Genomic DNA, 26,611 nt, shown 5'->3' with positions numbered 1-26,611 from the left:
GCTCTGGCCCCGGCTGGCAGCCTGGGAGGTGTGAGCGCCCCCCGTCCCGACCTCCCGCCGCCCGGCGTCACCCACGACGTCGACGACCGCCCGCCCACGCCCTGGACCCGGCTCTACGTGGCCGGCATGTGGCTGGGGCGCGACAAGGACGCGTTCACGGGCGCCGAGCACACCCGGGAGAACGCGCTTGCGCTGCAGCGGAAGGGCGACGCCCCGCCCACGCGGTGGACGCGGCGGCGCCTCGACGTGCGCGAGGAGCAGCGGCACGGGATGCGCACGTGGGTGGTGCGGCCCCGCGACACGGCGCCCGTCGCCCGGGTGGTCTACCTCCACGGCGGTGGCTACGTGCACCCGCTGACGGCAGACTACTGGCGCCTCGTGCGCGCCCTGGCCGCGGCGCCCGCGGAGGTCGTCGTGCCGGCGTACCCGCTCGCGCCGGGCGCGGACGTCGACGAGGTGCTGCCCCGCCTGATCGGCCTGGTGCGCGACGCGTGCGCCGACGGCACCCCCACGGTGCTGATGGGGGACTCCGCGGGTGGGGCGCTGACGCTGGTGATCGGCCAGCGGCTGCGGGGCCAGCCGCGGCAGCCGGCGCGCCTCGTGATGCTGTGCCCGTGGCTCGACGCGACCCTCGACGAGGACGAGGTCGGCGACCTCGAGGCCACCGACCCCATGCTGGAGGAGGGCGGGCTGCGCGCGGCCGGCCGGTGGTGGGCGGGGCCGCGCGACCCCGCCGACCCGCTGGTCAGCCCCGTCGCCGGGCCCCTCGACGGCCTGCCGCCGCTCGAGCTGTTCATCGGCGACCACGACATCCTGCGGCCGGCGGTCGACGGGCTGGTACGGCGCGCGCTCGCCGCCGGCGCGACGCTGCGGGTGCGGGAGGTGACGGCCATGTTCCACGTGTGGATGACGCGGGCGGTGCCGGAGGCCGCGGGGACGCGGCGCCAGCTGCGCGAGCTGGTGCGTGCGGCGGCGGCCGACGGGGTACCGGGCGGGGGTCGGCGAGGTGGGTGACGTGCCGTCGCGCGGGTACCGGGCGCCCATGACCAGCGACGCCGTGTCCGTCGAGCCTGCCCCGGGGCCGCCGCCCGCCGAGGGCGTGGAGCAGCTCACCACCGTCTTCTCGACCGAGCTCATCCGGTGGGACCGGCGCGTTCTGGAGCCGCGGCCGTGGACCGTCGCCCAGTCGGTGTGGGTGGCGCAGCTCGCCGCCACCGCCCCGCCCGGCCCGATCCTCGAGCTGTGCTGCGGCGCCGGGCACATGGGGATCGTCGCGGCCAAGACCGCCGGCCGTCCGCTGGTGCAGATGGACCTCGACCCGGTCGCCTGCGACTACGCCCGCCTCAACGCGGCCGCTGCCGGCGTCGACTCCGAGGTCGTGCAGGGCGACTTCCGCGCCGTGGAGCCCCTCGAGCCGACGTACCCCCTCGTGCTGGCCGACCCACCGTGGGTGCCCCGCGAGGAGGTCGGGCAGTTCCCCGAGGACCCCCTGCTCGCCATCGACGGCGGACCCGACGGCACCGACCTCGCCGTCGCCTGCGTCTCCCATGCCGCGCGCGTCCTGCTCCCGGGCGGCCACCTCGTGCTGCAGGTCGGTCCCGTCGACCAGCTCGCCGCGCTCGAGGGCCACCCCGACGTCGCCTCCGGCGCGCTGCGCGTCGCCGAGGTGCGGCAGTTCGACCGCGGCATGCTCGTCCACTTCGCCGCCGCGGAGTAGAGGGCCGGGCGCGCCGGGTACGCCGAGTCGTCGCGAGCTGCACGCGCAGGGCCGCCGAGTCGTCGCGAGCCGCACGCCTAGGGGCGCCGAGTCGTCGCCAGCCGCGCGCCGCCCGGCGCGCGCGCTCCTGGTGGTTGAGGTGGCCGCCCCGGCGGCCCTCGAAACCACGCCGGGGTACGCCGAGTCGTCGCGCGCTGTACGCCTAGGGGCGTCGAGTCGTCGCGAGCCGCGCGCCGCCCGGCGCGCGCTCTTGGTGGTTGAGGTGGCCGCCCCGGGCTGCCCTCGAAACCGCGCCGGGGTACGCCGAGTCGTCGCGCGCTGTACGCCTAGGGGCGTCGAGTCGTCGCGAGCCGCGCGCCGCCCGGCGCGCGCTCTTGGTGGTTGAGGTGGCCGCCCCGGCGGCCCTCGAAACCACACCGGGGCACGCGAGTCGTCGTCAGCGACGCACCCCTTCTGAACTGCGCAGACGTCAGTTGTGGAGAGGCGCGGATCGAGCCCAGGAATGTCGGTGGTCCCTGGTGTCATGGACCTATGACCGAGACGGCGCTGCACCCCCTCGCCGGGGTCGTCGCGCGCGTCCACGACGACCTGGACGACGGGTTCGAGCTCGGTCTGCTGACGCTGGGCCCGGTCGAGACGGGCGCGGCCCTCGTCGAGCTCGAGCGGGCCGCGAACCGTCTTGCCGCGCTGCAGTCGCGGCTCCTGGCCCACGCCAGCGAGGTGCGCGTCGAGGACGCGACGGGTGCGGCGTCGACCGCGGTGTGGTTCGCGAACGCCACCCAGGTGACCCGCGCCGAGGCCCATCGCCGCGTCCGTGTCGCGGTCGCCGTGAACGAGCAGTACGGCGTCCTCGCCGCCGCGGCTGCTTCCGGCGCGGTCTCGCCCGATCAGCTCGAGGTGGTGGTGCGGGCGCTGGATGACCTGGGCGACGTGACCGCGGAGGTCAGGGATGAGGCGGAACGCACGCTGGTCGGGTTCGCCCGCGAGCACGACGCCAAGGCCCTGCGCGTCCTGGGCCGGCGGATCCTCGACGTCGTCGCGCCCGCTGTCGGTGAAGCCCGGGAGGCGGAGCTGCTGGCGCAGGAGGAGCGCGAAGCGGTCGCGAAGATCCGGTTGACGATGCGCGAGGACGGCCACGGCTGTGTCCACGGGCGGTTCACGGTGCCGGAGCTGCACGGGGCGATGTTCACCAAGATGCTCGACGCCATCTCTTCGCCGCGACGCAGCCACCTCCGGGCCGGGAGCGATGGCGACGCGGCTGATGCTCGGCCCGCCTGGGAGCGGCGTGGCCAGGCGTTCGTCGAACTCATCGAGCGGATGCGTGACGCCGACCTCCCCGACGCCGCCGGAGCCGGCGCGACGGTCGTGGTGACGATGTCGGTCGACACCCTCACCGGCGGCCTGGCCGCAGCGTCGCTCGACACCGGCCACCGCATCTCGCCCGGCGAGGCACGACGCCTCGCCTGCGGCGCGGACCTCGTCCCGGCGGTGCTGGGCACGAAGAGCGAAGTCCTGGACCTGGGCCGGGCCGCGCGGTTCCACACCAAACCCCAGCGGATCGCGATGATCCTGCGCGACGGGGGGTGCACCGCAGAGGACTGTGACGCACCACCGCACCGGTGCGAGGCCCACCACGACGATCCCTGGTCACGCGGAGGAGGGACGTCGGTGACGCGCGGTCGGTTGCTGTGCTGGCGCCACCACCGCGTCGCCCACGCCCCGACGTACCTGACCGAGACACTCGGCACCGGCAAGCTCAGGTTCACCCGACGGGTCTGATGAGCCCGGATGTCTGACACGTGGTTTCGAGGGCCGCCGGGGCGGCCACCTCAACCACCGGAATGGGCCGGCGGGCCACCTCGCCAACGCAGTGCGCGCGACCGCCTCAGCCACCGCAGTGCCGCGCGACCACCTCAACCACCGGAATGGGCCGGCGGGCCACCTCAGCCAACGCACTGCCGCGCGACCGCCTCACCCACCGCACTGCCGCGCGACCGCCTCAACCACCGGAATGGGCCGGCGGGCCACCTCACCCACCGCACTGCCACGCGGCCACCTCGCTCACCGGCGGGCGCGCACGCGGCCACCATCAACAGAACCCCTCGGTGGTGAGGTGGGTTGCTCCGCAATCCCTCGAAACCATGCCCGGGCAGGCAGGCAGGTCAAGTCGGGCGGGACGGGGGCCCTCAGGAGTTGTTAGCAGCGCGGCGCTTGTTGAGCAGTGCGTGGGTGCCGTCGCACCAGGGCGCGCGGGCGGTGCCGCCGCAGACGCAGACGGCGACGACGGGGCGGGTGACGGGGTGGGCGCGGCCGTCGGCGTCCATGACCTCGTCCGCGCCGCGCAGCAGCAGCGGACCGTCGGGGCACACGCGCACGCGCACGGGGTCGCGACCGGCCTCCCGACCGCCAGCACGACCGGCGTCGGGGGCGCCGCTGCTCATCGGCCAGCCCCGGCGAGCTCGGGCGCGGGGGCGGTGATCGCGTCGTACAGCGCCTGGCTGGCTTCCGCGTCGATGATGAGGCAGGTGGCGGCGCCGAGCAGCAGGTCGTCCTCGATCGCCGGCTCGGCGGCGACGGCCGCGCCGCAGATGTCGCCCATGACGACCTGCTCGTGGACGGCGTCGGCCTCGACGTGCTCGTGGAAGTACGCCGCGGCGGCGTCCGGCAGGCCCACCCGCTCGATGCCGACCGCGATGCGGCGGCACGGGTCCGTGCTCGTCGCCTCGAACGCCGCCAGGTGACCGAGGGACGCGCCGCGCAGCCGGCGCTGCATCGCGAAGAGCGACATCACGTTGTTGGACAGCAGGGTGGGCGCCTCGACCTGGTCGATGTAGGCGCCGTACGTCGCGTCCAGCCCGCAGGCCTCGAGCGCCTCGGCGTACAGGTGGGAGTGCAGGCGCTCGGGGCGCCCCCCGCCGTACTCGTCGTAGAGCAGCTCGCCCAGCGCCACCTTCGCGGGCCCGTCGACCCGGCCGAGCACGAAGGCCTGGGGGTCCGACTCCTTGAGGTGGTAGACGCTGCGCTCGACGAGGTAGGCGAGCACCTGCTCGCGGGTCGCGCGACGCTGCAGGTGGCGCGCCAGCGGCGTCGACGGCCCGGCGTCGACCAGGGCGCGCAGGCGGCCCTCGACGGTGGCGGCGGCCGCACGGGCCTCGTCGACGGCGGCGCGGGTGAGGTCCCGCAGCTCGGCCTCGAGGAGGTCCTCCGCGTGGTGGCGCCAGCGCAGCAGCTCCAGGTCGCGCTCGGCGTCGGGCGACGCGTCGCCGAACCCGCGGTAGGCGAGCTCGTAGACCGTCCACAACGCGATCTGGGCGTCCTCGCTCCGGATGTCGGTGACGCTGGGGATCTCCGCACGCCCGCCGCGCACGACCTCCACCACTGCCTCGCTGATGGGACCTCGGGGCCGGGGCAGGTGCATGCAGTCCTCCTCTGTCAGTGACGGCGAGCCAGTACCCGTGGACACCGTTCGCAGTCGCCTGTGGATCGCCTCGCCGTCGCCGCCGCGCGGCCCCGCCAGCGTAGGCAGCCGGTGGTCGCGGCCACCCCGCCGCAGGACGACCGCGGGGCGAACCACCGGCGACGACCCGTGGCCGCGCCCGACCCCGCGGCGTACGCTGGCCGGTCAGCGACAGGCCAGGGACGGGGGGCCAGGAGGCGCACGATGCCGAGCCACGACCCCCACCCCCCGCAGGAGGCGCGCGACCACCTCGGGGCAGGTCTCACCGACGAGCGGCTCGACCGCAACTGGTCGGAGCTGATGCAGGAGCTGCGGGTCGTGCAGACCGGCGTGCAGCTCCTCACGGGCTTCCTCGTGACCATCCCGTTCACCGAGCGCTTCGGCGACCTGACCGAGGGTCAGCGCACGCTCTACCTCACGCTGCTCGTCGGCTCGGTGCTGACGACGGGGCTCATCGTGGCGCCGGTGGCCTACCACCGGCTGCTCTTCCGCCAGCGCCGCCGCCGGTGGCTGGTGGAGTCGGCGAACCAGCTGGCGCGGGCCGGGCTGCTGCTCCTGGCGCTCGTGTGCTCCGGCGTCGTCCTGTTCGTCTCCGACGTCGTGCTCGGCCTGCGTCCGGCCCTGGTGCTCGCTGGCGCGGTGCTCGTCACCCTGCTCCTGCTGTGGGCCGTCGTGCCGCTCCTCCTCGGGCGCCGGGACGGGCCCCGGGCCACGCCCGGCCGGCCCCGGACCTAGGCGCCCGGCCCCGGACCTAGGCGGTCGGCAGCTGGACGGTGAAGATCGACCCGCCCTCGGGGTGGCGGCGGTAGGCCACCGAGCCGCCCTGGGCCTCGGCGAGCGTGCGCACGATCCACAGGCCCAGCCCGGTGCCGCGGGCGACGGCGCCGGAGCCGCGGGTGAACTCGCGGAACAGGTGGGGCTCGAGCTCGGCCGGCACGCCGGGCCCGCGGTCGACGACCTCGATGCGCACCGTGCCCGAGCGCCCGTCGCGGACCACGACGGTGCAGGGGGGCGCGCCGTACTTGCCGGCGTTGCTCAGCAGGTTGCCCAGCATCTGCTCCACCCGCAGCGGGTCGGCCATCGCGGCCCGGTCCGAGGTCACGTCGACCGTCACGTCGTCGGCGTGCGCGAGCAGCTCCTGGACCAGCGCGCCGATCACCGTGGGCCGCGGGTCCACGTGGAGGGTGCCGAGGTGGACCTGCGTCGCCGTGTAGAGGTCGGACGTCACGCGGTCGAGCTGCTGCACCTGGCGCACGACGGTGCGCAGCAGCCGGGTGCGCTCCTCCTCGGGCAGCGGGTCGCCGCCCCAGCCCAGCACGTCGACGGCGCCGTCGATCGCGGAGATCGGGCCGCGCAGCTCGTGCGCGGCCGTCGCGATGGCCCGCCGCAGCATGCCGAGCTCCTCGTCGGTGGCGTCGAGGTAGACGAGCACGCCCGCCTCGGTCCGCCGTACCGTCACGTGCACGGAGCCCGCACCGACCGCCACCTGCAGCTCGACGTGGTCGTGGTGGCGGTGGTCGGCCACGGCCTGCGCCAGCTCGGGCGCGGTGAGGCCGAGCAGACCGCCGGGGGAGAGGGGTACGTCGACCACCCCGCGGGCCGCTGCGTTGCTCGCGATCACCCGCGGGGCGGGCTCGTCGGACACGACGAGGATCCCGTACGGCGCGTGGTCGAACGCCAGCGTCGCCAGGTCGGCGTTCGTGACCGGCGCCGGCCGCACCGCGGGCGTGGTCGCCGGGCGCAGCGGCGTCGAGGTCGCGAGACCGGTGGCGGCGGACGTGACGGCCAGGGGACGCGTCGGTCGCTCGGGGTCGCCGGCGAGCTCGCGCACGTAGGTGAGGATCGAGTGGAGCGAGGTGCCCTTCTCGACGTACCCGTCGGCGCCCGCGGCGACCGCCCGGTTCGCCATGTGGGCGGCCCCGAAGGCCGACATGGCGACGATCCGCGCGCCGGGGCTGGCGCGCCGCAGCTGCGGGAGCGCCTCGATGCCGTCCATCCGTGGCATCGCGATGTCGAGCAGCACGACGTCGGGCTGGGTGCGCCCGACGACGGCGAGCGCGTCGAGGCCGTCCACCGCCTCGCCCACGATCTCGAACCCGCCGCGGGTGAGCATCAGGCGCAGCAGGTTGCGCAGGTCCGGGGTGTCGTCGACGACGACCACGCGGGCGGGGCGCGGGGACGCCTCGGGGTCGGCGGGTGGGACCGGCGGCTCGAGGGTGCGCATGGGAGGTCCTTCGGGGAGGGTGGACGAGCCGCCCGACGGGTGGCCCGGTCGATCTTCCGAGTGCCGACGTGTCCCGCGCCACGGAACGCAGCGAAAGACTGGCGCAACGCTGACGCAAGCCGGGCGGGTACCGGTCGTCGGGACGCTCGGCGTGGACAACATCGAAGTTGAGGGGAACAGACTCAACTTGACTGCGGTTGAAGTGGTCAGGCGGCCACACTGGGCCGCGCGCCCCGCACCACCAGCGCGAGGCACCACACCGGATCGTCCAGGGGAGGCACGGAGATGAGTCAGTTCGGGGCCGACAAGTTCACCACCCGCGCGCGCGACGCGATCGCCGCGGCGCAGCTCGCCGCGACGTCGGCGGGCAACAGCGCCACGGAGCCGGTCCACCTGCTCGTCGCGCTGCTGCGCGAGTCAGGCGAGGGCATCGTCGGCACGATCGTCACCGGGTCCGGTGTCGAGCCGGGTGCCCTCCTGGGCGCCGCCGAGCGCGCCGTCGGCGCCCTGCCGAGCGCCACGGGCGCGACGGTGCAGCAGCCCGGCGCGTCACCCGCGCTCACCCGCGTCCTGGCGAAGGCCATCGACCTCGCGGGCGCGATGAAGGACGACTTCGTCGCCTCCGAGCACCTCCTCGTCGCCCTCTCCTCGGTGGAGAGCTCGGCGCAGCGGGTGCTCACCGACGCCGGCCTCACGACGCAGGGTCTCTCGGAGCAGCTCGTCGCCGTGCGCGGCTCCCGGCGGGTCACGAGCCAGGAGGCCGAGTCGACGTACGAGGCGCTGGAGAAGTACTCCGTCGACCTCACCCGCGCCGCGGAGGAGGGCCGGCTCGACCCGGTGATCGGGCGCGACGCCGAGATCCGCCGCGTCGTGCAGGTGCTGAGCCGGCGCACCAAGAACAACCCGGTGCTCATCGGCGAGCCCGGCGTCGGCAAGACCGCCGTGGTCGAGGGGTTGGCCCAGCGCATCGTGGCCGGTGACGTGCCGGACTCGCTCAAGGGCCGCCGCCTGCTCAGCCTCGACCTGGCGGCGATGGTCGCCGGCGCGAAGTACCGCGGCGAGTTCGAGGAGCGCCTCAAGGCCGTCCTCGAGGAGATCAAGGACGCCGGCGGCCAGGTCATCACGTTCATCGACGAGCTGCACACCGTGGTCGGCGCGGGCGCCGGCGGCGAGGGCGCGATGGACGCCGGCAACATGCTCAAGCCGATGCTGGCGCGCGGCGAGCTGCACATGGTCGGCGCCACGACGCTCGACGAGTTCCGCGAGCACGTCGAGAAGGACCCGGCGCTGGAACGGCGCTTCCAGCAGGTCTTCGTCGGCGAGCCGAGCGTCGAGGACACCATCCAGATCCTGCGCGGGATCCAGGAGAAGTACGAGGCCCACCACCGCGTGCGCATCACGGACGCCGCGCTCGTCGCCGCCGCGACCCTGAGCGACCGGTACATCACCGGGCGCCAGCTGCCCGACAAGGCCATCGACCTCATCGACGAGGCCGCGAGCCGGCTGCGCATGGAGCACGAGTCGTCCCCCGAGGAGATCGACCAGCTCCGCCGGCAGGTCGAGCGGCTCAAGATGGAGCAGTTCGCGCTGGAGAAGGAGAGCGACGACGCATCGGTCGAGCGCCTCGCACGCCTGCGGGCCGACCTCGCCGACCGCGAGGAGGAGCTGCGCGGCCTCGAGGCCCGCTGGGAGCGCGAGAAGCAGAGCCTCGAGGGCGAGGGCGAGCTGCGCCGCCAGCTCGAAAGGTTGCGCACGGAGGCGGACCGGCTGGAGCGCGAAAGCACGCCGCTGCCGGAGGGCGCCGAGAAAACTGAAATGCTGCGCCAGCGCTACGAAAACAGCGTGAAGGTCCGAGAGCTTGAGGAGCGGATCAACGCCTCTCAAGCCATGGGGAAGGCCGGCGACGACGACGCGGAGCCGCTCGTCGGCGACGAGGTCGGCGCCGAGCAGATCGCGGACGTCGTCGAGGCGTGGACGGGCATCCCGACCGGCCGTCTCCTCGAGGGCGAGAGCGCGAAGCTGCTGCGGATGGAGGAGGTCATCGGCGAGCGCCTCATCGGCCAGCACGAGGCCGTGACCGCGGTGAGCGACGCCGTACGCCGCTCGCGGGCAGGCATCTCCGACCCGAACCGGCCGACGGGGTCGTTCCTGTTCCTCGGCCCCACGGGCACGGGCAAGACCGAGCTGGCGAAGTCGCTCGCGGACTTCCTGTTCGACGACGAGCGCGCGATCGTGCGCATCGACATGAGCGAGTACTCGGAGAAGCACGCCGTGTCCCGCCTCGTGGGTGCGCCCCCCGGCTACGTCGGGTACGACGAGGGCGGCCAGCTGACCGAGGCCGTGCGGCGCCGGCCCTACTCGGTCGTGCTGCTCGACGAGGTGGAGAAGGCGCACCCGGAGGTCTTCGACATCCTGCTGCAGGTGCTCGACGACGGTCGCCTCACCGACGGCCAGGGCCGCACGGTCGACTTCCGCAACACCCTGCTCGTCCTCACCTCGAACCTGGGGTCGAGCTACCTCGTCGACCCGCTGCTGGACCCGGGGAGCAGGCGCGAGCAGGTGATGGGGGTCGTGCGGGCGAGCTTCAAGCCCGAGTTCCTCAACCGGCTCGACGAGATCGTGCTCTTCGAGGCGCTGAGCAAGGAGGCGCTGACGAGCATCGTCGACATCCAGCTGCGCCTGCTGGAGGAGCGGCTGGCGGCCCGGCGCATCGGCGTCGAGGTGACGCCCGAGGCGAAGCAGTGGCTCGCCGACACGGGCTACGACCCGGCGTACGGCGCGCGCCCGCTGCGGAGGCTCATCCAGAGCGCCATCGGCGACCCGCTGGCGCGGCTGCTCATCGGCGGCCAGGTCGCCGACGGCGGTGCGGTGCGGGTCGTGCGCGCCGAGGGCGACGAGGGGCTGCGGCTCGAGGTCGTCTGATCGGCGGCGTGACGCGGCCCGGCGCGCGGGGACCGAACGGCCCGCCGCGCGTCCGGGCCGCACCCACGCGTCTGGTGGAATGAGCGGGTGAGCCCGTCCGCACAGCAGCCGCGTCCGCCCCAGGTCACCTTCTCCGGGTGGCTGGTCGTGGGCGGGTCCGTGATCGTGCTGCTGGGCGCGTTCGAGGCCATGGCCGCGCTGCGCACGCTCGAGACGCGCGAGATGCTCCAGCAGTTCCTCGCCGAGGCCCCCGGCAGCTCCCTCGGCCTCTCCTTCGAGGGCGCGCGCGAGATGCGTCGCGTCGCGATCCTGGTGCTCGGGGCGTGCGCGACGGCCGCTGCGGTGCTCGGCTTCCTCGCCCTGCGGCGCGACCGGTTCGCCCGGGTGGTGCTCAGCGTGCTCGCGGTGCCGATCTTCGTCGCGGGCTCGATCGCCGGCGGCTTCGCCTCGGCGGTGGTGACCGTCTCCATCGTCATGCTGTGGCTCGAGCCGGCGCGCAGCTGGTTCGCCGGGCGCCCGCTGCCCGAGCGCTTCCGGCTGCCGCGCGAGGGCGGCGCCGCCCGCCGCGACCGCGACCGGCCGGACCCGTTCGCCGTCCCGCCGCGCCACGACCAGCAGCCCGGCCAGCCCGGCCAGCCCGGCCCCCACGGCAAGGCCGGCCAGTCCGGTCAGCCGGATCAGCACGCCCCCCACGGTCAGCACGCCCAGCCCGGCCCGCAGGCGCAGCCCTGGGGCCCGCCGCCCGCTGGTCAGCCGACGCAGGCGCCGTGGGGCGGCCAGCCCGCGCCGTACCAGGGGTTCGGCGAGCCGCAGCGCGGCCCGTGGGGTCCGGCGCCCGCCGGTCGCCACTCCGGGGGGTACGGCGGACCCGTCCCGCCGCGCCCGGCCGCCGTGCTCGTGGCCGCCGTGCTCACGTGGGTCGCGACGACCCTGGTCACGGTCGCCATGGTGGTGCTCGTGGTCGTCGTGGCGTCGTCGCCCGACCAGCTGATGGACGAGATCCGCGCGACGCAGCCCGACCTGGTCGAGCAGGGGGTGACGTCCGACCTGCTGCTCAGCACCGCCGTCACGATGGCGATCGTCATGATCGCGTGGGCCGTCGCGTCGGCGGTGTTCGCCGCCTACGCGCTGCGCGGCGCCGGCTGGGCCCGCGTCGCCCTCGTCATCTCGGCCGGCGTCGCCGCGGTGCTCGGCGTCGTCGCGGCGCTCGCCGCCCCGCAGCTCGTCCTCTTCGTCCTCGCCGCCGCCGTGACGGCGGGTTCGCTGCTGCGCCGCGATGTCGGACGCTGGTACGACGCACGTGGTCGAATGGGGCGGTGACGACCCCCCAGGAGCCCAGCCCCTCGGACCCCACCTGGTCCTGGGGCGCGCCACCGCCCGCGGGGAAGGACGGCATCGCCACCACGGACAGCCGCCGGCCGGGCTCCGTGGTCGCGGCCGCCGTCGTCACCATCGTCAGCTGCACCCTGGCCGGCCTCCTCTGGGCGCTGGCGGGCGTGGTCGCGCTCATCGGCGCGGTCTTCATCGCCAGCTCCGACGACGGCACGTCCGTCGAGGGCCTGGGCGACACGATCGGCATGGCGGCCGGCGCCGCCGGTGCGGTGCTGCTCACCTGCGCCCTGCTGGCGGTCGTCGCGATCGTGCTGGCCGTCGGCGTGCTCCGCGGCTCGTCGGGAGCCCGCACCGCCCTCGTCGTCCTGTCGATCATGGCGGCTGTCGCCTACCTCGGTCTCGCCGTGCTGGCGGGGGCGGGCGGCGACCCCCTGACCTCGATGTTCGCCGTCGTCTACCTCGCCGTGTGCGTCACGACCGCCGTGCTGCTGCTGCACCGCGAGACGCGGACGTGGTTCGAGCGGGGCGGGCGGCCCGGCGCGGCGCTCGCCGCCGGACCGGGGTACGGCGGGCCCCCGCCGGGCAGCGCGCCGTGGGGGCCGGGCCCGCAGCACCCGCAGCAGCCCTGGCGCTGAACCGGCCCGCCGGATCGCGCGACCCCGACCGCGGCACCAGCTCGTCGTGATCCAATGACCCGGTGAGCAACTGGAACCCCGAGCCCGGTCAGTCGTCGGGCCAGCCCTCCGGGCAGGACCCCACCTCGTCGAACCCGTACGGCCAGGGTCAGCCCGGCCAGTACGGCCAGTACGGCCAGCCCAGCCAGCAGGGCCAGTACGGGCAGGACCCGTACGGCCAGCAGGGTCAGTACGGCAGCCCCTACGGCCAGACCCCGTACGGCCAGACCCCGTACGGCCAGACCCCGTACGGCCAGAGCCCCTACGGCCAGAGCCCCTACGGCCTGCAGGGCCCCGGCACGGGCCGCCGGCCGGGCTCCGTCACCGCGGCGGTGTGGCTGTCGTTCGTCGGGTCCGCCCTGGCGCTGCTGGGCGCCCTCCTGATGTTCGCGCTGGCCGGCAACGACGACTTCATCGACGGGTTCAGCGAGGCGGCCGGCGGGGGGGTCTCCGACGACGACGTCACCACGATCGTCCGCATCTTCGCGCTGCCGGCCATCATCTTGTCCGTCGCGTCGCTGGCCGTGACCCCGTTCGTGCTGAAGCGGCGCAAGTGGGCCCGCGTCACGCTCATCGTGCTCGCCAGTCTCGGCATCCTCGCCTCGCTGCTCTTCGCCCCCCTGGGCCTGGTGTGGACGGGCCTGTGCATCGCCGGCATCGTCACCCTCGCCCAGCGCAGCGCCGGCGACTGGTTCCGCGGCGGCGGCGCCATCCAGTCCTCGCCCGGCTACGGCAGCGCCACGACCGACCAGAAGCCCTGGGGCTGAGCCTCCGCGTCCCCCGTCGGCGCGCCGCGTCGCGCTGACGGGGGGACGGAGCGCGTGGTCCAATGGCCGCGTGAGCAACTGGAACCCTGACCCCAGCTCGTCGCAGCCCGGCCAGCCCACCCCGCCGCCCTACGGCAGCCAGACCGGCGCCAACCCGCCGGGCGCCTACCAGGGCGCGCCCTTCAACGGGGGTGCGTACGGCGGTCCCACCGGTTCGCTCAAGCGCCCCGGCACCGTGACCGCGGCCTCCGTCATCACCTGGTTCTCGACGCTGGTGGTCGGCGCCATCGCGCTGTTCGGCCTCATCGGCTCGGTCGCGAGCCGCGACACGATCGCCGACGAGCTCCGCCAGATGGCGGAGGACGACCCGGACTTCCGCGAGCAGCTCGAGCAGTTCAACAGCAGCGGCGGCCTGGACGCGGTCGTCGACGCCACGGTCGGCCTCCTGGTCGCCCTGAGCGCCGTGGTGCTCGTCTGGTGCCTGGTGGTCTTCGTGCTGACGATCTTCGCGTTCAAGGGCTCGAGCGCCGCCCGCATCGCGGTCGTCGTCTCCTGCATCGTGAGCGCGCTGGCCCTGCTGCTCGTCTCGTGGCTCGTCTTCCCGATCATCTTCATCCTGCTCGCGATCGTCGCGACGGTGCTGTTCTTCGTCGGCGGCGCCAGCGAGTGGTACCGCAACAAGTCCCTCGCCCGCCGTCGAGGCTGAGCTCACCCGCACGCCCACCGGACGCCGGTCACCCCTCGGGGTGGCCGGCGTCCGTCGTACCCGGGGCTGCCCAGCCGGCTCAGGCGCGCAGGTCGGCCGCCGCGAGGCGGCGCAGGCCCTCGACGAGGACGGGCTCGTCCTTGCAGAACGCCCAGCGCACGAGGTGCTGCCCCACCGTCGGGTCGGAGTGGAACCCCTGCAGCGGGATGGCGACGACGCCCGCCCGCTCCGGCAGGGCGGCACAGAAGGCGGCGCTGTCGGCCCAGCCGAGCTCCGCCACGTCGGTCACGGAGAAGTAGGTGCCCTCGGGCACGCGCGGCGCGAGCCCGGCGGCGGACAGGCCGTCGCAGAGCAGGTCGCGGCGCCGCTGCAGGTCGGCGGCCAGGCGCAGCGGGAAGTCGCCCTCCGCGTCGAGCGCGTGGGCCGCGGCGGGCTGCAGCGGTGAGCCGGAGGTGAAGGTCGTCCACTGCTTGACGGCGAGCACGGCCGCGACGAGGTCGGCCGGACCGGTCGCCCAGCCCACCTTCCAGCCGGTCAGCGACCACGACTTGCCGAGGCTGGAGACCGTCAGGGTGCGCTCCGCCATGCCCGGCAGGGTGGAGATGGGCACGTGGCGGTGGTCGTCGTACACGAGGTGCTCGTAGACCTCGTCGGTCACGACGAGCACGTCGTGGCGCACCGCCACCTCCGCCACGACCGCGAGCTCGGCGGGCGTCAGCACGGAGCCGGTCGGGTTGTGCGGGCTGTTGAGCAGAATCAGGCGGGTGCCGTCGTGCACCGCCGCCCGGAAGGCGTCGGCGTCGAGGCGGAAGTCGGGGGAGCGGAGGGTGACGGGTCGCCGTACCGCTCCCGCCATGGCGAGCACCGCGTCGTACGCGTCGTACGACGGCTCGAGCAGCACGACCTCGTCGCCCGGGTCGACGAGGCCCAGCAGGGCGGCGGCGATGCCCTCGGTGGCCCCGGTGGTGACGACGACCCGGGTGTCGGGGTCGAGGTCGATGCCGTGGTGGCGGGCCTGGTGGCGCGCGACGGCCTCGCGCAGCGCCGGGACGCCGACGCCGGGGGCGTACTGGTTGCGTCCCTCGGCCACCGCCGCCCGGGCGCGCTCGAGCACCGAGGCAGGACCGTCGGTGTCGGGGAAGCCCTGCCCCAGGTTGATCGCCCCGGTGCGCAGCGCCAGGGCCGACATGGCGGAGAAGACGGTCGGCGGGATGCCCTGCGCCCGGCGGGCGAGGCGAGCGCCCACGATCAGTCGGCCACGCCGTACAGCCGGTCGCCGGCGTCGCCGAGGCCGGGGACGATGTAGCCGTTCTCGTCGAGGCGCTCGTCCATCGCGGCCGTCACGACCCGCACCGGGATGGAGAGGTCGGCGAGCTCGTCCTCGAGGCGCTTCGTGCCCTCGGGGGCGGTGAGCAGGCAGATGGCCGTGATGTGGTCGGCGCCGCGGTCGACGAGGAACCGGATGGCGGCGGCCAGCGTGCCGCCGGTCGCGAGCATCGGGTCGAGCACGTAGCACTGGCGGCCCGAGAGGTCGTCGGGCAGCCGCTCGGCGTACGTCGAGGCCTGCAGCGTCTCCTCGTTGCGCACCATGCCGAGGAAGCCGACCTCGGCGGTCGGCAGCAGGCGGACCATGCCGTCCAGCATCCCTAGACCGGCGCGCAGGATCGGCACCACGAGCGGCTTGGGCGTGGACAGGCGGACGCCCGTGGCGGGCGCCACGGGGGTGCGGATCTCGGAGGGCACGACGCGCACGTCGCGCGTCGCCTCGTAGGCCAGCAGGGTCACGAGCTCGTCGGCGAGGCGCCGGAACGTCGGGGAGTCGGTGGTCGCGTCGCGCAGCGCGGTGAGCTTGTGCGCGACGAGCGGGTGGTCGACGACGAGGGTGTCCATGGGCACCGAGCCTAAGGCGTGCGAGACCGGCCGCGGATCCCGCTGGCGCGTCGCGCCCGGGTCTGACACGCTGGGCGTCGGTCGTCGGGCACGCGAGGAGGGGGACACGTGGACACGGACAGCATCGACTTCGCCCTCGTGGCCTACCGCGAGGAAGGCGTGTGGCAGCTGCACGAGATCGTGGACGACGTCCTCGACTCGGTCGACACCCTCGCCGCCGCGCTGCGGCGCTTCCCGGGCGACGGCGGCGCCATCGGCGTCGTGGGCGTGGACGAGGACTTCTTCGTGCTGGTGCGCGTCGCCGGTCCGCGCACGCGCATCCTGCTCTCCGACGTCACCGCCGCCGACGAGTGGGAGCTGGCCCGCACCGCCGTCGAGGCGCTCGACCTGCCGATGCCGGAGGACGAGGACGAGCAGGAGCCCGCGGGCGACCTGTCGCTGCTCGCCGACCTCGGCATGAACGCGATGGACCTGGGGCTGCTGCTCGACGACTTCGACCTCTACCCCGACGAGATGGTCTCCGAGATCGCCCGCAAGCTGGGCTTCGGCGTGCTCTTCGACGACGCGGTCGGTCTCACCTCCGCGTGAGCCGCCGCCCGTCCGCCCGTCCGTCGGCGCCGGTCCCCGCGTGATCCACCCCCAGGGGGGCCGCTGGGGCGCGCCCATGCGCGCCGCCCTGGGCGAGGCCCGCGCCGCCCTCGCGACCGACGACGTCCCCATCGGGGCCGTGGTGGTCGACGAGCAGCGGCACGTGGTGGGACGCGGCCGCAACGTGCGGGAGGCCGACACCGACCCCACCGGGCACGCCGAGGTCGTCGCGCTGCGCGAGGCCGCCCGTGCCCGCGGGGAGTGGCGCCTGACCGGCTGCACCCTCGTGGTGACGCTCGAGCCCTGCACGATGTGCGCCGGCGCGGCCGTGCTCGCCCGCGTCGACCGGGTGGTGTTCGGCGCCTGGGACGAGAAGGCCGGGGCCGTCGGCTCGTTGTGGGACGTCGTGCGCGACCGCCGGCTCAACCACCGTCCCGAGGTCGTCGGGGGGGTCATGGCGGGGGAGTCGACCGCCCTCCTGGAGGAGTTCTTCTCGGCCCGCCGGCCGTCGTGAAACTGAGAAACGACTGAGACGCGGGTGCGGGGGTACCGGCGGTATGTCGGCGGCGCTCGCGCCACCGGTGCACCACACCCTCCCCCACCCGGGCGGCGTGCCGCCGGGACCCGGACCCGGGGCGGCGCGCTGCCGCGAAGGAGCACCACATGACCACCACGCAGCACACCCAGCACAACTCCGCCCACGGCACCGGCGTCGCCCGTCGCCGGATCAGCACGGAGACGAAGGCGTCGTTCAAGACGACCGAGCTCATCGCCTACGTGGCGGCCGTCGTCGGCGTCCTCGTCGCCTCGGCGCTCGTCGACGTGTCCGACTTCGGCGCCCAGGAGGCGTGGTTCTACGTCACGCTGCTGACCATCGGCTACATGGTGAGCCGCGGTCTGGCCAAGTCGGGCTCGCGCGACTTCTACGACGACGACTCCGCCGACCACGGTCGCACCGGCACCCACGCCTGATCCCTCCCGCACCACCACGAGTGGCGCCGTCCCGACCGGGGCGGCGCCACTCGTGCGTCCGGGCGTGTGCCGGTGTCCGGGGCCCAGGCCCGCTGACCGGGGCTCAGGCGCCCGGGGCGAGCACCACGGCGCCGTGGGCCGGTACGACGAGGGGTGACCCCGCGTCGTACCCGCCGGGCGTCGCCCACGCGACGCCGTACCCCTCGGGGACCTCGACCGTGGCCGGCTCGGTGCCCAGCGCGAGCACCATCCGCACGGACCCGCGGCCGATGTGCACCACGCGCGTGGTCTTGTCGACCTCGCAGGTGGTGGCGGCGAAGGACGGGTCGGTGAGGTCGGGCAGGGTGCGCCGCAGCGCCGCCAGCTCGCGGTAGACACCGAGGAGCACCGCGTGGCGGCCGCCCTCGGGCTCGGACCAGTCGAGCTTGCTGCGGGTGAACGTCTCCGGGTCCTGCGGGTCGGGCACGACGGCCGGGTCCCAGCCCATCTTCTCGAACTCCGCGATGCGGCCCTCGGCGGTCGCCGTCCCGAGCTCGGGCTCGGGGTGCGAGGTGAAGAACTGGAACGGCGTCGAGGCCGCCCACTCCTCGCCCTGGAACAGCATCGGGGTGAAGCCGGTGCCCAGGGTCAGCAGCGCGGCGGTCGCGAGCTGGTCGTCGTCGAGGTGCTCGGTCAGCCGGTCGCCGACGGCGCGGTTGCCGATCTGGTCGTGGTTCTGGCTGCAGACCACGAGGCGCCACGTGGGCGCGGTGGCGGTGTCGATCGGCACGCCGTGGTCGCGCTCCCGGAACGAGCTGTAGGTGCCGGCGTGGAAGAAGCCCTCGGTCAGCACCTTCCGCAGCGCCGCCAGCGGCTCGAAGTCGGCGTAGTAGCCGGCCGTCTCGCCGCTGAGCGCCACGTGCACCGCGTGGTGGAAGTCGTCGCTCCACTGCGCGGTCAGCCCGTAGCCGCCCGCCTCGCGGGGCGTGAACATCACCGGGTCGTTGAGGTCGGACTCGGCGATGAGCGTCAGGGGCCGGCGCACGTGCGCCGACCAGTCGGCGGTCTCGACCGCCATCTCCTCGAGCACGTGGGTCGGCGAGGAGTCGTGCAGCGCGTGCACGGCGTCGAGGCGCAGGCCGTCGACGTGGTAGTCGTCGAACCAGGAGCGGACGTTGTCGAGCACGTAGCGCCGCACCTCGCCCGCGGCGTCGTCACCGTCGAGGTTGACGAGGTCGCCCCACGTGTTGCGGCCCGTCTTCAGGTAGGGGCCGAAGAGCGGCAGGTAGTTCCCCGACGGCCCCAGGTGGTTGTAGACGACGTCCTGGATCACGCCGAGACCGGCCGCGTGGCAGGCGTCGACGAAGCGCTGGTACGCCGCGGGCCCGCCGTACGTCTCGCTCACGGCGAACCAGCCGACCCCGTCGTAGCCCCAGTTGTGGGTGCCGTTGAACGCGTTGACCGGCAGCAGCTCGACGAGGTCGACCCCGATGGAGACGAGGTGGTCGAGGCGGCCGATGGCGGCGTCGAGCGTGCCCTCGGGGGTGAACGTGCCGAGGTGCAGCTCGTAGATCACGGAGCCGGCGAGCTGCCGCCCGGTCCAGCCCGCGTCGGTCCACGTGAACCCGGACGGGTCGAAGGTGCGGGACAGGCCGTGCACGCCCTCGGGCTGGCGGCGCGAGCGCGGGTCCGGCCTGGGCGTGGGGTCGTCGTCGAGCAGGTAGCCGTAGCCGACGCCCTCGGGGTACGCCGCGGGGTCGAGGCGCAGCGCACCGGCCGGCACCGTCCACCAGTCGTCGGCGCCGCGCTCCAGCTCGACCACCTCGTCGTGGTCGCCGGTGGCGACGGTGAGCCGGACGGTGCGGGGCCGGGGGGCCCAGACGGCGAACGGTGGGCGCGGTGGGCGCGTGGTCATGCGGACTCCCTCGTGAGCAGGGCGACGGGGTACGTCGCGAGCAGGTCCGCCACCAGTACCCGCCCCGACGCGTCCCGCGCGACCGGGGCGTCGGCGAGCAGGTCGCGCCACTCGCCCTCGGGCAGCTCGAGCGTCGTCGTGCCCCACCCGCCGCGACGCCCGAGCCCGACGGGCAGCCGCGTGACGACGCTGACGGCGCCGCCGCGGTCGAACGCCACGAGGTGGTCCGCGGCCTCGCCCTCGGCGGCCAGCGGCGCGTACGACGAGAACAGCTCGGGGCGGTCCCGGCGCAGGCGCAGCACCGTCGCGACCAGGCGCAGCTTGACCGCACCGGAGTCGGCGAGGCCGCCGGCGAGCGGCGGGCGCACGCCACCCAGCAGGGCCGGCAGGACCTCGGAGCGCACGTCGAAGTCGACGGGACGGCGGTTGTCGGGGTCGACGAGCGACTGCTCCCACAGCTCGCTGCCCTGGTAGACGTCCGGCACCCCGGGGATCGTCAGCGCCACCAGCTTGGCGGCCAGCGCGTTCGACCAGCCGGGACCGGTGACGGCGTCGAGCAGCGTCACGAGCGTGCGCCGGGCGTCGCGGTCGTCGAACGCCGCGTCGACCGCGCGGTGCACGGCGGCCTCGTAGTCCTCGTCGGGGGCGGTCCACGTCGTGCCGTCGCCCGCCTCGCGCATCGCCTTCTCGGCGTACGCGTGCAGGCGCGAGCGCAGGTCCCCGCTGCTGGTGGCGGGCCAGGCGCCGACGATCGCCTGCCACAGCAGGGCACCGAAGCCGGGGTCGGGCAGCGGAGCGGCCTCGAGCAGCTCCGAGAGCGCCCCGGCCCACAGGTCGGGCAGCTCGGCGAGCACGCTGATGCGGGCGCGCACGTCCTCGCCCCGCTTGGTGTCGTGCGTCGACATCGTGGTCATCGCGTGCGGCCAGTGCTCCTGGCGCTCGGTCATCGCCGCGTGGAACGTCGCGGCGTCGACGGCGAAGACCGACGGGTCCGCACCGACCTCGTTGAGGCTCGTCAGGCGCGACCAGCGGTAGAACGAGCAGTCCTCGACGCCCTTCGCCATCACCATGCCGGAGGTCTGCTGGAAGCGCAGCGCAGCCGGGTGCTCGGGGTCGGTCAGCAGCGGGTGCAGGCGGTCGAGCACCGCGTCGAGGTCGGGGCGGTGGCGCCGGGCGGAGGTGAACGCCTCCTCCAGGTGGTCGCGGCCGGCGGGCAGGTACGAGCGGTAGACCGGCATGCCGGAGACCAGCTCGGCGACCGCGTCGACCACCTCGTCGCCGTCGTCGCCGAGCTCGCGGGAGATGCGGCGCACCTCGGAGCCGAGGATGCCGTCGGCGACCTCGCGCTTGCGGTCGTGGACCATCGCGTGCCACTCGACGGGTGCGCCGCGCAGGGAGGCCTCGAGCGCGTCGAGGGGGGCCTCCCCGGCCGGGTCGACGAACAGGCGGTCGACGAGGGCGAGCGCGTCGTACCCGGTCGTGCCGGCGGTCGCCCACGACGGCTCGAGCTCCTCGCCGGGCTCGAGGATCTTCTCGACGAGCACGTAGGCGCCGCCCGTGATGCCGGCCAGGTCGTCGAGGTAGCCCGCGGGGTCGCGCAGGCCGTCGGGGTGGTCGACGCGGAGCCCGTCGACGAGGCCCTCGGCGAACCACCGCTTCACCTCGGCGTGCGTGGCGTCGAACCAGCGCCGGTCCTCCACCCGCACGGCGGCCAGGGTGTTGACCGCGAAGAAGCGGCGGTAGTTGAGCCGGTCGTCGGCGGTGCGCCAGCCCACGAGCTCGTAGTGCTGCGCGGCGTGCGTGGCCTGCGCGTCGGGGGTGCCGTCGACGAGCGCCAGCGTGCCGGGCCGCACCGGGAAGCGGTGGTCGTGGTAGCGCAGCTCGCCGTCGACGACGCGCAGGTTGCCCACCGCCCCGTCGGCGCCGAGGTCGTCGTCGCCCACCACGGGGATGCGGATGCGCCCGCCCCCGGCCTCCCAGTCGACGTCGAACGCGTCCGCCCAGGGCGACGCGTGGCCGGCCGCGAGCAGCGACCACCACCAGGCGTTCTCCGCGGGCGTCGCCACGCCGACGTGGTTGGGGACGATGTCCACCAGCACGCCCATGCCGAGCGAGCGGGCGCGGGCCGAGACGGCCTGCAGCCCGGCGGGGCCGCCGCGGGACAGGTCGATGCCGTTGTGGCCGACCACGTCGTACCCGTGGTCGCTGCCGGGCTCGGCGGCCAGCACCGGCGACAGGTAGACCCAGTCCACGCCGAGGGCGTGGAGGTAGGGCAGCGTGCGGGCGGCGGCGTACAGGTCGAACTGCGACGTGATCTGCAGTCGGTAGGTGCTGGTGGGCGTGCGGGCGCTGCGGCGCTCGTCGTTCATGGTGGGTCCCGTCCTCGGCCGGCCGTGGGGTGCAGCGTCGTCAGCGTAGAGGGGCGCGCCGAGCGCGCGGGCCGCGTCGGCGGGCGACCCGCGGCGCGGCGCCCGTCCGTGGTCTGATGGGTGGGCGACCGACCCGACGACCCCGACCGGAGCCGACCGGTCCGGCGAGGCGTCGGGTGACGACTGGGGAGGAACGACCATGCGAGTGACCGTGCGACGCGGGGTACGTCGGGGAGTGGCCATCGCCGCGGGAATGGTGCTGACGACGTCGGTCGTCGCCGGCTGCGGCGGCGACGAGGGCTCCGGCGGTGACGACTCGTCGGGGGGCGGGTCCGACGACAGCGCCGAGGAGTTCGCCGACTCGTCGGCCGAGGACATCATCGCGGCGGCCCAGGAGGCCGTCGAGGGTGCCGAGTCGTTCCGCGTGGCGGGCGAGATCGAGGAGGACGGCGACACGGTCGAGGTCGACCTGATGGTCGACGAGGCCGGGGACTGCACGGGCGAGATGACGCTCGGCAGCGTCGGCGGCCTCCAGATCGTCGGGGTCGACGGCTCCTACTGGGTCAAGGGCGACGCCGAGTTCTGGACCGCGGCCGCGGGCGACCCCGCGGCGGCCGCCGTGTTCGCCGACAAGTGGGTCGTCGACGCCGAGCAGGACTTCGCCGAGGTCTGCGACATCGAGACGTTCCGCGACTACGAGTCCGACGGCGACGTCGAGAGCCCCGAGAAGGGCGACGTGACCGAGGTCGACGGCGAGGAGGCCGTCGAGGTCACCTTCACCGACGACGACGGCGAGACCGCCACCATCTCCGTCCTCACCTCGGAGCCGCACTACCTGGTGCAGCTCGAGCGCGAGACCGGTGCCTTCACGCTGAGCGACTTCGACGAGCCCGTCGACGCCGAGGAGCCCCCGGCCGACGAGGTGTTCGACCCGAGCACGCTGGGCTGACCCGCCGCGCGACGCACGACGGCGCCGGCCCCGCGGAGCGATCCGCGCGGCCGGCGCCGTTCGTCGTACCGGGTGGTGTCCCGGGGGTGGTGCCGGTCAGTCCGTGGTCATCGCCGCGATGCTGGCCGCCACCGAGTGGTCGGGCTCCTCCACGGGGGCCTGGTGCTCGCGGAGCACGAGCACGCTGCGCGAGGTCATCGACAGGTGGCTGCCCGCCGGGTGGCCCTCGTCGTCGGCCAGGTGGCCGGCGGTGTCGATCACGACGTCCCACGCCTCGGCGTACTCCGCGGGGGGCAGCACGACGTCGCAGTCGCCGTCCCCGTTGAAGTAGAGCAGGAAGTGGTCGTCGGTGATCGTCTGGCCGCGGGCGTCCTTGCCGGCGATCCCGTGGCCGTTGAGGTACATCCCGAGCGCCTTCGCGCCGGGGCCCTCGCCGCCGTCCCAGTCGCCGTCCTCCATCGGGCGACCGTCGAGGTGCAGCCACACGATGTCGTTGAGCCGGTCGCCGTCCTCGCCGGGCAGCGGGGTGCGCACCGAGCCGCCCGTGAAGAACCGCTTGCGCCGGAACGTCGGGTGGGTACGACGCAGGCGGGCCACCGCCGCGGTGAACTCCACGAGCGGCCGGTCCGCGTCCTCCCAGTGCACCCACGACAGCTCGGAGTCCTGCGCGTAGGTGTTGTTGTTGCCCTGCTGCGTGCGGCCCAGCTCGTCGCCGTGCAGCAGCATCGGGACGCCCTGGCTCAGCAGCAGCGTCGAGATGAAGTTGCGCTGCGAGCGGGCGCGGGCGCCGAGGATCTCGGGGTCGTCGGTGGGCCCCTCGACGCCGTGGTTCCACGACCGGTTGTGGCTCTCGCCGTCGTTGTTGTCCTCGCCGTTGGCGTCGTTGTGCTTCTCGTCGTAGGAGACGAGGTCGCGCAGCGTGAAGCCGTCGTGTGCGGTGACGAAGTTGATGCTGGCGAACGGGCGGCGCCCCGAGTGCTCGTAGAGGTCGCTGGAGCCGGCGAGGCGCGACGCGAAGTCGCCGAGGTCGGTGTCGCCGCGCCAGAAGTCGCGGACCGTGTCGCGGTACTTGCCGTTCCACTCCGTCCACTGCGGGGGGAAGCCGCCGACCTGGTAGCCGCCGGGGCCGACGTCCCACGGCTCGGCGATGAGCTTGACCTGGCTGACCACCGGGTCCTGCTGCACGAGCTCGAAGAAGGTGGCGAGGCGGTCGACGTCGTAGAACTCGCGGGCCAGCGTCGAGGCGAGGTCGAACCGGAAGCCGTCGACGTGCATCTCGGTGACCCAGTAGCGCAGCGAGTCCATGATCAGCTGCAGCGAGTGGGGGTGGCGCACGTTGAGGCTGTTGCCGGTGCCGGTGTAGTCCATGTAGTACCGCTGGTCGTCCTCGACGAGGCGGTAGTACGCCGGGTTGTCGATGCCCTTGAAGCTGAGCGTCGGCCCGAGGTGGTTGCCCTCCGCGGTGTGGTTGTAGACCACGTCGAGGATGACCTCGATGCCCGCGGCGTGCATCGCCTTGACCATCGACTTGAACTCCTGCACCTGCTGGCCGTCGTGCTCGCTCGCGGCGTACGAGGCCTGCGGCGCGAAGAAGCCGAGGGTGTTGTAGCCCCAGTAGTTGCGCAGGCCCTTCTCGAGCAGCGTGTTGTCCTGCACGAACTGGTGCACGGGCATCAGCTCGAGGGCCGTCACGCCCAGCTTGGAGAGGTGGTCGGTGATGGCGGGGTGCGCGAGCGCGGCGTAGGTGCCGCGGATCTCCTCGGGGATCTCCGGGTGCAGCTGGGTGAGGCCCTTGACGTGCGCCTCGTAGACGATCGACTCGTCGTACGGCGTGCGCGGTCGCCGGTCACCCTCCCAGTCGAAGAAGGGGTTGATGACGACGCCGTGGGTCATGTGCGGCCCGGAGTCGTCGTCGTTGCGGGAGTCCTCGTCGCCGAACGTGTAGGCGAAGAGCGAGGGGTCCCAGTCGATCTCGCGGCTGGTCGCCTTGGCGTAGGGGTCCAGCAGCAGCTTGTTCGGGTTGCAGCGCAGGCCCTGGTCGGGCTCCCACGGGCCGTGCACCCGGTAGCCGTAGTGCTGCCCGGGCTGCACCGTCGGCAGGTAGGCGTGCCACACGTGGGCGTCGACCTCGGTGAGCTCGACGCGGGTCTCGACCCAGGTGTCCTCCCCGCCCTCGGGGTCCGGGTCCAGCAGGCACAGCTCCACCCGCTCCGCGACCTCGCTGAACAACGCGAAGTTCGTCCCGCTCCCGTCGAACGTCGCCCCCAACGGGTACGGCGTACCCGGCCAGACCTCCATGCCTGCTCCTCTCGCTGCGCACCGTCGTGTCGTCTGAACGATCCAACCAGGGGGGTGGGCGGTGCGCCGCGCGTCCCCGGGCCCCGGGCGCGGCGCCGCGGGTCGCACCTCGGCGGCGGACGGGGACCTCAAGATGCTTGATCCGATCTTGAGAGAACGATGTTCTCTTTACCCTTGACCTGTTCCCGGTCGGCCAGGATCGACCTAGGGTTCGTAGCGGTCCGGTGAGGGGTTCACCGGGCCATCTACGTCAGGGAGATCGCCATGTCCGAGATCCAGGCCCGTTCGGGCCACGTCAGCCGCCGAGCGGTCACCCGGGCCGCCGTCTGGTCCGTGCCCACCGTCGCCGTCGTCGCGGCCGCGCCGGCCTTCGCCGCGTCCGCCGTCGACGTCGGCGCCTTCAGCATCACCGGGACCTGCGGCACCCTCGGCCTCGTGAACGTCGGCTTCGACCTCACCGCAGGCCCCCAGGACCTCCCGGCCGGCACGACGGTCACGATCGCCCAGTTCGGCGTCAACCTCGGCGCGCTCGGCACCCAGCCGGGCGGGATCGCCACGGTGACCCCCGGCTCCAGCACCACCTCCGTCCAGCTGGTCGCCCCTCTGCCCGCGGGCACGACGCTCTCGCTGCGCTCCACCGTGAACGTCTCCGCGTTGTGGTCCGCCGACGCCGTCGTCAACCTGCCGAGCGGCTTCACGGCCACGGGCGCCAAGACCACGGGCGGCATCGGCGGCACGGCCGTCGCCTGCTCGGCCACCTGAGCGTCCTCCAGCTCGCGACCGCCGGCACCCTCCTCGGGGTGCTGGCGGTCGGTGCCTCCGCGAAGTTGCGCCGGCCCGACCTGGCGCGGTCCGGTCTCGCCGCCCTCGCGCCCTCCCGGGTGGCGCGGTGGCGGGGCGCGCCGTACCTCCTCGTGGGGCTCGAGGCCGGGCTCGCCGTCGGCCTCCTCCTGTCGGGATGGGCGGGTCGGGCGGCGCTCGTCGGCGTCGTGGTGGTGCTCGCTGCCTTCACCGTGGCGCTGGCCCGCGCGGTCCGCCGCCGTGGCGAGGGGGCGCGTTGCGGCTGCTTCGGCGCCTGGTCCGACGAGCCCGTGACCGCGCTGTCGGTGGCCCGCACGGCCGGCCTGGTCGTCGTCGCCGTCGTCGCCCTGCTCACCGGCTGGGGTACGCCGGGTCTGCTCGCCGCACTGGGGTCGGCGTCCGGATCCGAGGTGGCGGCCGCCGCCGCGCTGGCGGCGCTGCTCGGCGCGGTGCTCGCGCTGACGACGGCCCTCGGCGTCGCCCGGGGCCGCGCGGGCGTCGGCCGCGGCGCGTCCCTGCCGGCGTACCCGGGAGCGACGGCGGACCTCACCGGGCAGCCGGTCCCCGTGGTCGAGGTGGTGCTGCCCGACGGGCAGGTGCGTCTCCTGGCCGACCTCGCCCACGACCGCAGCCTGCTCGTGGTGGTCGCCTCGCTGCAGTGCGCCACCTGCCACGAGGTGCTCGACGAGCTCCCCGCCTGGCAGGCCGACCTCGGCCGCGGCGCCCACGTGCTCGTGGTGACCTCCTCGGACCGCGACCCCTTCCTCGACCGCTTCCCGGACCTGCGCCCCCACCTCGCGCTCGGCGCCCACGGGGCGCGGGAGGCGTTCGGCATGCCGGGCACGCCGGCCGCGGTGCTGATCGGCGTCGACGGCAGGGTGGCCACGCGGGTGGCGCTCGGGGTCGACGAGGTGAGGGGCCTGCTCGCGGGCACGCTCGACGCGGTCCGGCGCGCGGGGCACCGTCCCCCGGTGGAGGCGCCCGGCGGGTGAGCCCCGACGTACGTCACACCCGCTGGAAGCCGCCGGTTACCTGCGAGTAAGGTCCCGCC

General features: G+C 74.4%; 23 protein-coding genes. 15 read left to right on the top strand and 8 right to left on the bottom strand.

What is annotated here, in order from left to right; genetic code table 11:
* Positions 1–30 precede the first annotated feature (30 nt).
* The 3 genes from INN71_RS11995 (at position 31) to INN71_RS11985 (ending at position 3,496) form a co-directional block, all read left to right on the top strand.
* Complete coding sequence (locus tag INN71_RS11995; protein WP_301800515.1) at positions 31–1,014, top strand: alpha/beta hydrolase fold domain-containing protein; 984 nt, start codon at positions 31–33, stop codon at positions 1,012–1,014.
* A 28-nt stretch (positions 1,015–1,042) separates the two neighbouring features.
* Positions 1,043–1,717, top strand: coding sequence for a class I SAM-dependent methyltransferase (locus INN71_RS11990; protein ID WP_301800514.1), 675 nt, complete (start codon positions 1,043–1,045; stop codon positions 1,715–1,717).
* A gap of 531 nt (positions 1,718–2,248) precedes the next feature.
* Entirely contained in the window at positions 2,249–3,496 is a 1,248-nt protein-coding gene (locus tag INN71_RS11985) for an HNH endonuclease signature motif containing protein (RefSeq protein WP_277500959.1), read from the top strand.
* A gap of 407 nt (positions 3,497–3,903) precedes the next feature.
* On the opposite strand, the gene INN71_RS11980 is transcribed toward INN71_RS11985, so the two are convergent.
* Positions 3,904–4,158 (bottom strand): CDGSH iron-sulfur domain-containing protein, encoded by a 255-nt coding sequence (locus INN71_RS11980; protein WP_277500960.1) that lies wholly within the window; start codon positions 4,156–4,158, stop codon positions 3,904–3,906.
* Positions 4,155–5,135 (bottom strand): iron-containing redox enzyme family protein, encoded by a 981-nt coding sequence (locus tag INN71_RS11975; protein WP_277500961.1) that lies wholly within the window; start codon positions 5,133–5,135, stop codon positions 4,155–4,157. The genes INN71_RS11980 and INN71_RS11975 overlap by 4 nt, the downstream gene beginning before the upstream one ends.
* A gap of 243 nt (positions 5,136–5,378) precedes the next feature.
* Between INN71_RS11975 and INN71_RS11970 the strand changes: the two genes are divergently transcribed.
* Positions 5,379–5,909, top strand: a complete 531-nt coding sequence (locus tag INN71_RS11970; RefSeq protein WP_277500962.1) for a DUF6328 family protein — start codon at positions 5,379–5,381, stop codon at positions 5,907–5,909.
* Between the two features lie 16 nt (positions 5,910–5,925).
* Here the strand turns inward: INN71_RS11970 and INN71_RS11965 are convergent, their stop codons facing one another.
* Positions 5,926–7,398, bottom strand: coding sequence for a hybrid sensor histidine kinase/response regulator (locus INN71_RS11965; RefSeq protein WP_277500963.1), 1,473 nt, complete (start codon positions 7,396–7,398; stop codon positions 5,926–5,928).
* A 285-nt stretch (positions 7,399–7,683) separates the two neighbouring features.
* On the opposite strand from INN71_RS11965, the gene INN71_RS11960 reads away from it, so the two are divergent.
* The 5 genes from INN71_RS11960 (at position 7,684) to INN71_RS11940 (ending at position 13,799) form a co-directional block, all read left to right on the top strand.
* The gene (locus INN71_RS11960) at positions 7,684–10,320 is read left to right on the top strand and encodes an ATP-dependent Clp protease ATP-binding subunit (RefSeq protein WP_277500965.1); all 2,637 of its coding nucleotides are present in this window, start codon (positions 7,684–7,686) and stop codon (positions 10,318–10,320) included.
* An 87-nt stretch (positions 10,321–10,407) separates the two neighbouring features.
* Positions 10,408–11,640 (top strand): hypothetical protein, encoded by a 1,233-nt coding sequence (locus INN71_RS11955; RefSeq protein WP_301800510.1) that lies wholly within the window; start codon positions 10,408–10,410, stop codon positions 11,638–11,640.
* On the top strand, positions 11,637–12,287 hold the full coding sequence (locus INN71_RS11950) for a hypothetical protein (RefSeq protein WP_277499871.1): 651 nt from the start codon (positions 11,637–11,639) through the stop codon (positions 12,285–12,287). Before INN71_RS11955 ends, INN71_RS11950 begins: the two co-directional genes overlap by 4 nt.
* A gap of 62 nt (positions 12,288–12,349) precedes the next feature.
* On the top strand, positions 12,350–13,093 hold the full coding sequence (locus tag INN71_RS11945) for a hypothetical protein (RefSeq protein ID WP_301800507.1): 744 nt from the start codon (positions 12,350–12,352) through the stop codon (positions 13,091–13,093).
* 70 nt (positions 13,094–13,163) lie between these two features.
* Positions 13,164–13,799, top strand: a complete 636-nt coding sequence (locus tag INN71_RS11940) for a hypothetical protein (protein ID WP_301800504.1) — start codon at positions 13,164–13,166, stop codon at positions 13,797–13,799.
* A 79-nt stretch (positions 13,800–13,878) separates the two neighbouring features.
* Here INN71_RS11940 and INN71_RS11935 read toward each other — a convergent pair whose 3' ends face one another.
* Together INN71_RS11935 and upp are read right to left on the bottom strand one after the other, a co-directional pair.
* Positions 13,879–15,045, bottom strand: a complete 1,167-nt coding sequence (locus tag INN71_RS11935; RefSeq protein WP_367619032.1) for an aminotransferase class I/II-fold pyridoxal phosphate-dependent enzyme — start codon at positions 15,043–15,045, stop codon at positions 13,879–13,881.
* A 2-nt stretch (positions 15,046–15,047) separates the two neighbouring features.
* Entirely contained in the window at positions 15,048–15,689 is a 642-nt protein-coding gene (gene upp / locus INN71_RS11930) for a uracil phosphoribosyltransferase (RefSeq protein ID WP_277499874.1), read from the bottom strand.
* Positions 15,690–15,797: 108 nt separating this feature from the next.
* Between upp and INN71_RS11925 the strand changes: the two genes are divergently transcribed.
* The 3 genes from INN71_RS11925 (at position 15,798) to INN71_RS11915 (ending at position 17,249) form a co-directional block, all read left to right on the top strand.
* Positions 15,798–16,277, top strand: a complete 480-nt coding sequence (locus tag INN71_RS11925; protein ID WP_277499875.1) for a tRNA adenosine deaminase-associated protein — start codon at positions 15,798–15,800, stop codon at positions 16,275–16,277.
* Between the two features lie 76 nt (positions 16,278–16,353).
* Positions 16,354–16,791 carry a nucleoside deaminase gene (locus tag INN71_RS11920; RefSeq protein ID WP_277499920.1) on the top strand — a complete coding sequence of 146 codons (438 nt, stop codon included), beginning with the start codon at positions 16,354–16,356 and terminating at the stop codon, positions 16,789–16,791.
* Positions 16,792–16,940: 149 nt separating this feature from the next.
* Positions 16,941–17,249 (top strand): hypothetical protein, encoded by a 309-nt coding sequence (locus INN71_RS11915; RefSeq protein WP_277499876.1) that lies wholly within the window; start codon positions 16,941–16,943, stop codon positions 17,247–17,249.
* Between the two features lie 103 nt (positions 17,250–17,352).
* Here INN71_RS11915 and treZ read toward each other — a convergent pair whose 3' ends face one another.
* The gene (gene treZ, locus INN71_RS11910; RefSeq protein ID WP_301800501.1) at positions 17,353–19,143 is read right to left on the bottom strand and encodes a malto-oligosyltrehalose trehalohydrolase; all 1,791 of its coding nucleotides are present in this window, start codon (positions 19,141–19,143) and stop codon (positions 17,353–17,355) included.
* Positions 19,140–21,512, bottom strand: coding sequence for a malto-oligosyltrehalose synthase (gene treY / locus INN71_RS11905; RefSeq protein WP_277499878.1), 2,373 nt, complete (start codon positions 21,510–21,512; stop codon positions 19,140–19,142). Before treY ends, treZ begins: the two co-directional genes overlap by 4 nt.
* Positions 21,513–21,711: 199 nt before the next feature.
* On the opposite strand from treY, the gene INN71_RS11900 reads away from it, so the two are divergent.
* Entirely contained in the window at positions 21,712–22,461 is a 750-nt protein-coding gene (locus tag INN71_RS11900; RefSeq protein WP_277499879.1) for a hypothetical protein, read from the top strand.
* Positions 22,462–22,557: 96 nt separating this feature from the next.
* Here the strand turns inward: INN71_RS11900 and glgX are convergent, their stop codons facing one another.
* Positions 22,558–24,759 carry a glycogen debranching protein GlgX gene (glgX, locus tag INN71_RS11895; RefSeq protein ID WP_277499880.1) on the bottom strand — a complete coding sequence of 734 codons (2,202 nt, stop codon included), beginning with the start codon at positions 24,757–24,759 and terminating at the stop codon, positions 22,558–22,560.
* Between the two features lie 264 nt (positions 24,760–25,023).
* Between glgX and INN71_RS11890 the strand changes: the two genes are divergently transcribed.
* Both INN71_RS11890 and INN71_RS11885 read left to right on the top strand, forming a co-directional pair.
* Positions 25,024–25,521, top strand: coding sequence for a hypothetical protein (locus INN71_RS11890; RefSeq protein WP_301800496.1), 498 nt, complete (start codon positions 25,024–25,026; stop codon positions 25,519–25,521).
* Positions 25,416–26,552 carry a TlpA family protein disulfide reductase gene (locus INN71_RS11885; RefSeq protein WP_367619031.1) on the top strand — a complete coding sequence of 379 codons (1,137 nt, stop codon included), beginning with the start codon at positions 25,416–25,418 and terminating at the stop codon, positions 26,550–26,552. The genes INN71_RS11890 and INN71_RS11885 overlap by 106 nt, the downstream gene beginning before the upstream one ends.
* Positions 26,553–26,611 lie beyond the last annotated feature (59 nt).

The sequence above is a fragment of the Nocardioides sp. ChNu-153 genome (genome assembly GCF_030466625.1).
In the GTDB taxonomy this organism is placed as follows: domain Bacteria; phylum Actinomycetota; class Actinomycetes; order Propionibacteriales; family Nocardioidaceae; genus Nocardioides.
The sequence above is the reverse complement of the archived record's forward strand: the minus strand, read 5'-3'. Positions and strand labels throughout refer to the sequence as shown.

Excerpts from the sequence above, each read along its gene's own strand:
- INN71_RS11915 (WP_277499876.1), top strand. The coding sequence starts at position 16,941 with ATGACCACCACGCAGCACACCCAGCACAACTCCGCCCACGGCACCGGC.
- INN71_RS11965 (WP_277500963.1), bottom strand. The coding sequence starts at position 7,398 with ATGCGCACCCTCGAGCCGCCGGTCCCACCCGCCGACCCCGAGGCGTCC.
- INN71_RS11990 (WP_301800514.1), top strand. The coding sequence starts at position 1,043 with ATGACCAGCGACGCCGTGTCCGTCGAGCCTGCCCCGGGGCCGCCGCCC.
- INN71_RS11970 (WP_277500962.1), top strand. The coding sequence starts at position 5,379 with ATGCCGAGCCACGACCCCCACCCCCCGCAGGAGGCGCGCGACCACCTC.
- glgX (WP_277499880.1), bottom strand. The coding sequence starts at position 24,759 with ATGGAGGTCTGGCCGGGTACGCCGTACCCGTTGGGGGCGACGTTCGAC.
- INN71_RS11960 (WP_277500965.1), top strand. The coding sequence starts at position 7,684 with ATGAGTCAGTTCGGGGCCGACAAGTTCACCACCCGCGCGCGCGACGCG.
- treZ (WP_301800501.1), bottom strand. The coding sequence starts at position 19,143 with ATGACCACGCGCCCACCGCGCCCACCGTTCGCCGTCTGGGCCCCCCGG.
- INN71_RS11920 (WP_277499920.1), top strand. The coding sequence starts at position 16,354 with ATGCGCGCCGCCCTGGGCGAGGCCCGCGCCGCCCTCGCGACCGACGAC.
- INN71_RS11980 (WP_277500960.1), bottom strand. The coding sequence starts at position 4,158 with ATGAGCAGCGGCGCCCCCGACGCCGGTCGTGCTGGCGGTCGGGAGGCC.
- INN71_RS11975 (WP_277500961.1), bottom strand. The coding sequence starts at position 5,135 with ATGCACCTGCCCCGGCCCCGAGGTCCCATCAGCGAGGCAGTGGTGGAG.
- INN71_RS11985 (WP_277500959.1), top strand. The coding sequence starts at position 2,249 with ATGACCGAGACGGCGCTGCACCCCCTCGCCGGGGTCGTCGCGCGCGTC.
- INN71_RS11890 (WP_301800496.1), top strand. The coding sequence starts at position 25,024 with ATGTCCGAGATCCAGGCCCGTTCGGGCCACGTCAGCCGCCGAGCGGTC.
- treY (WP_277499878.1), bottom strand. The coding sequence starts at position 21,512 with ATGAACGACGAGCGCCGCAGCGCCCGCACGCCCACCAGCACCTACCGA.
- upp (WP_277499874.1), bottom strand. The coding sequence starts at position 15,689 with ATGGACACCCTCGTCGTCGACCACCCGCTCGTCGCGCACAAGCTCACC.
- INN71_RS11900 (WP_277499879.1), top strand. The coding sequence starts at position 21,712 with ATGCGAGTGACCGTGCGACGCGGGGTACGTCGGGGAGTGGCCATCGCC.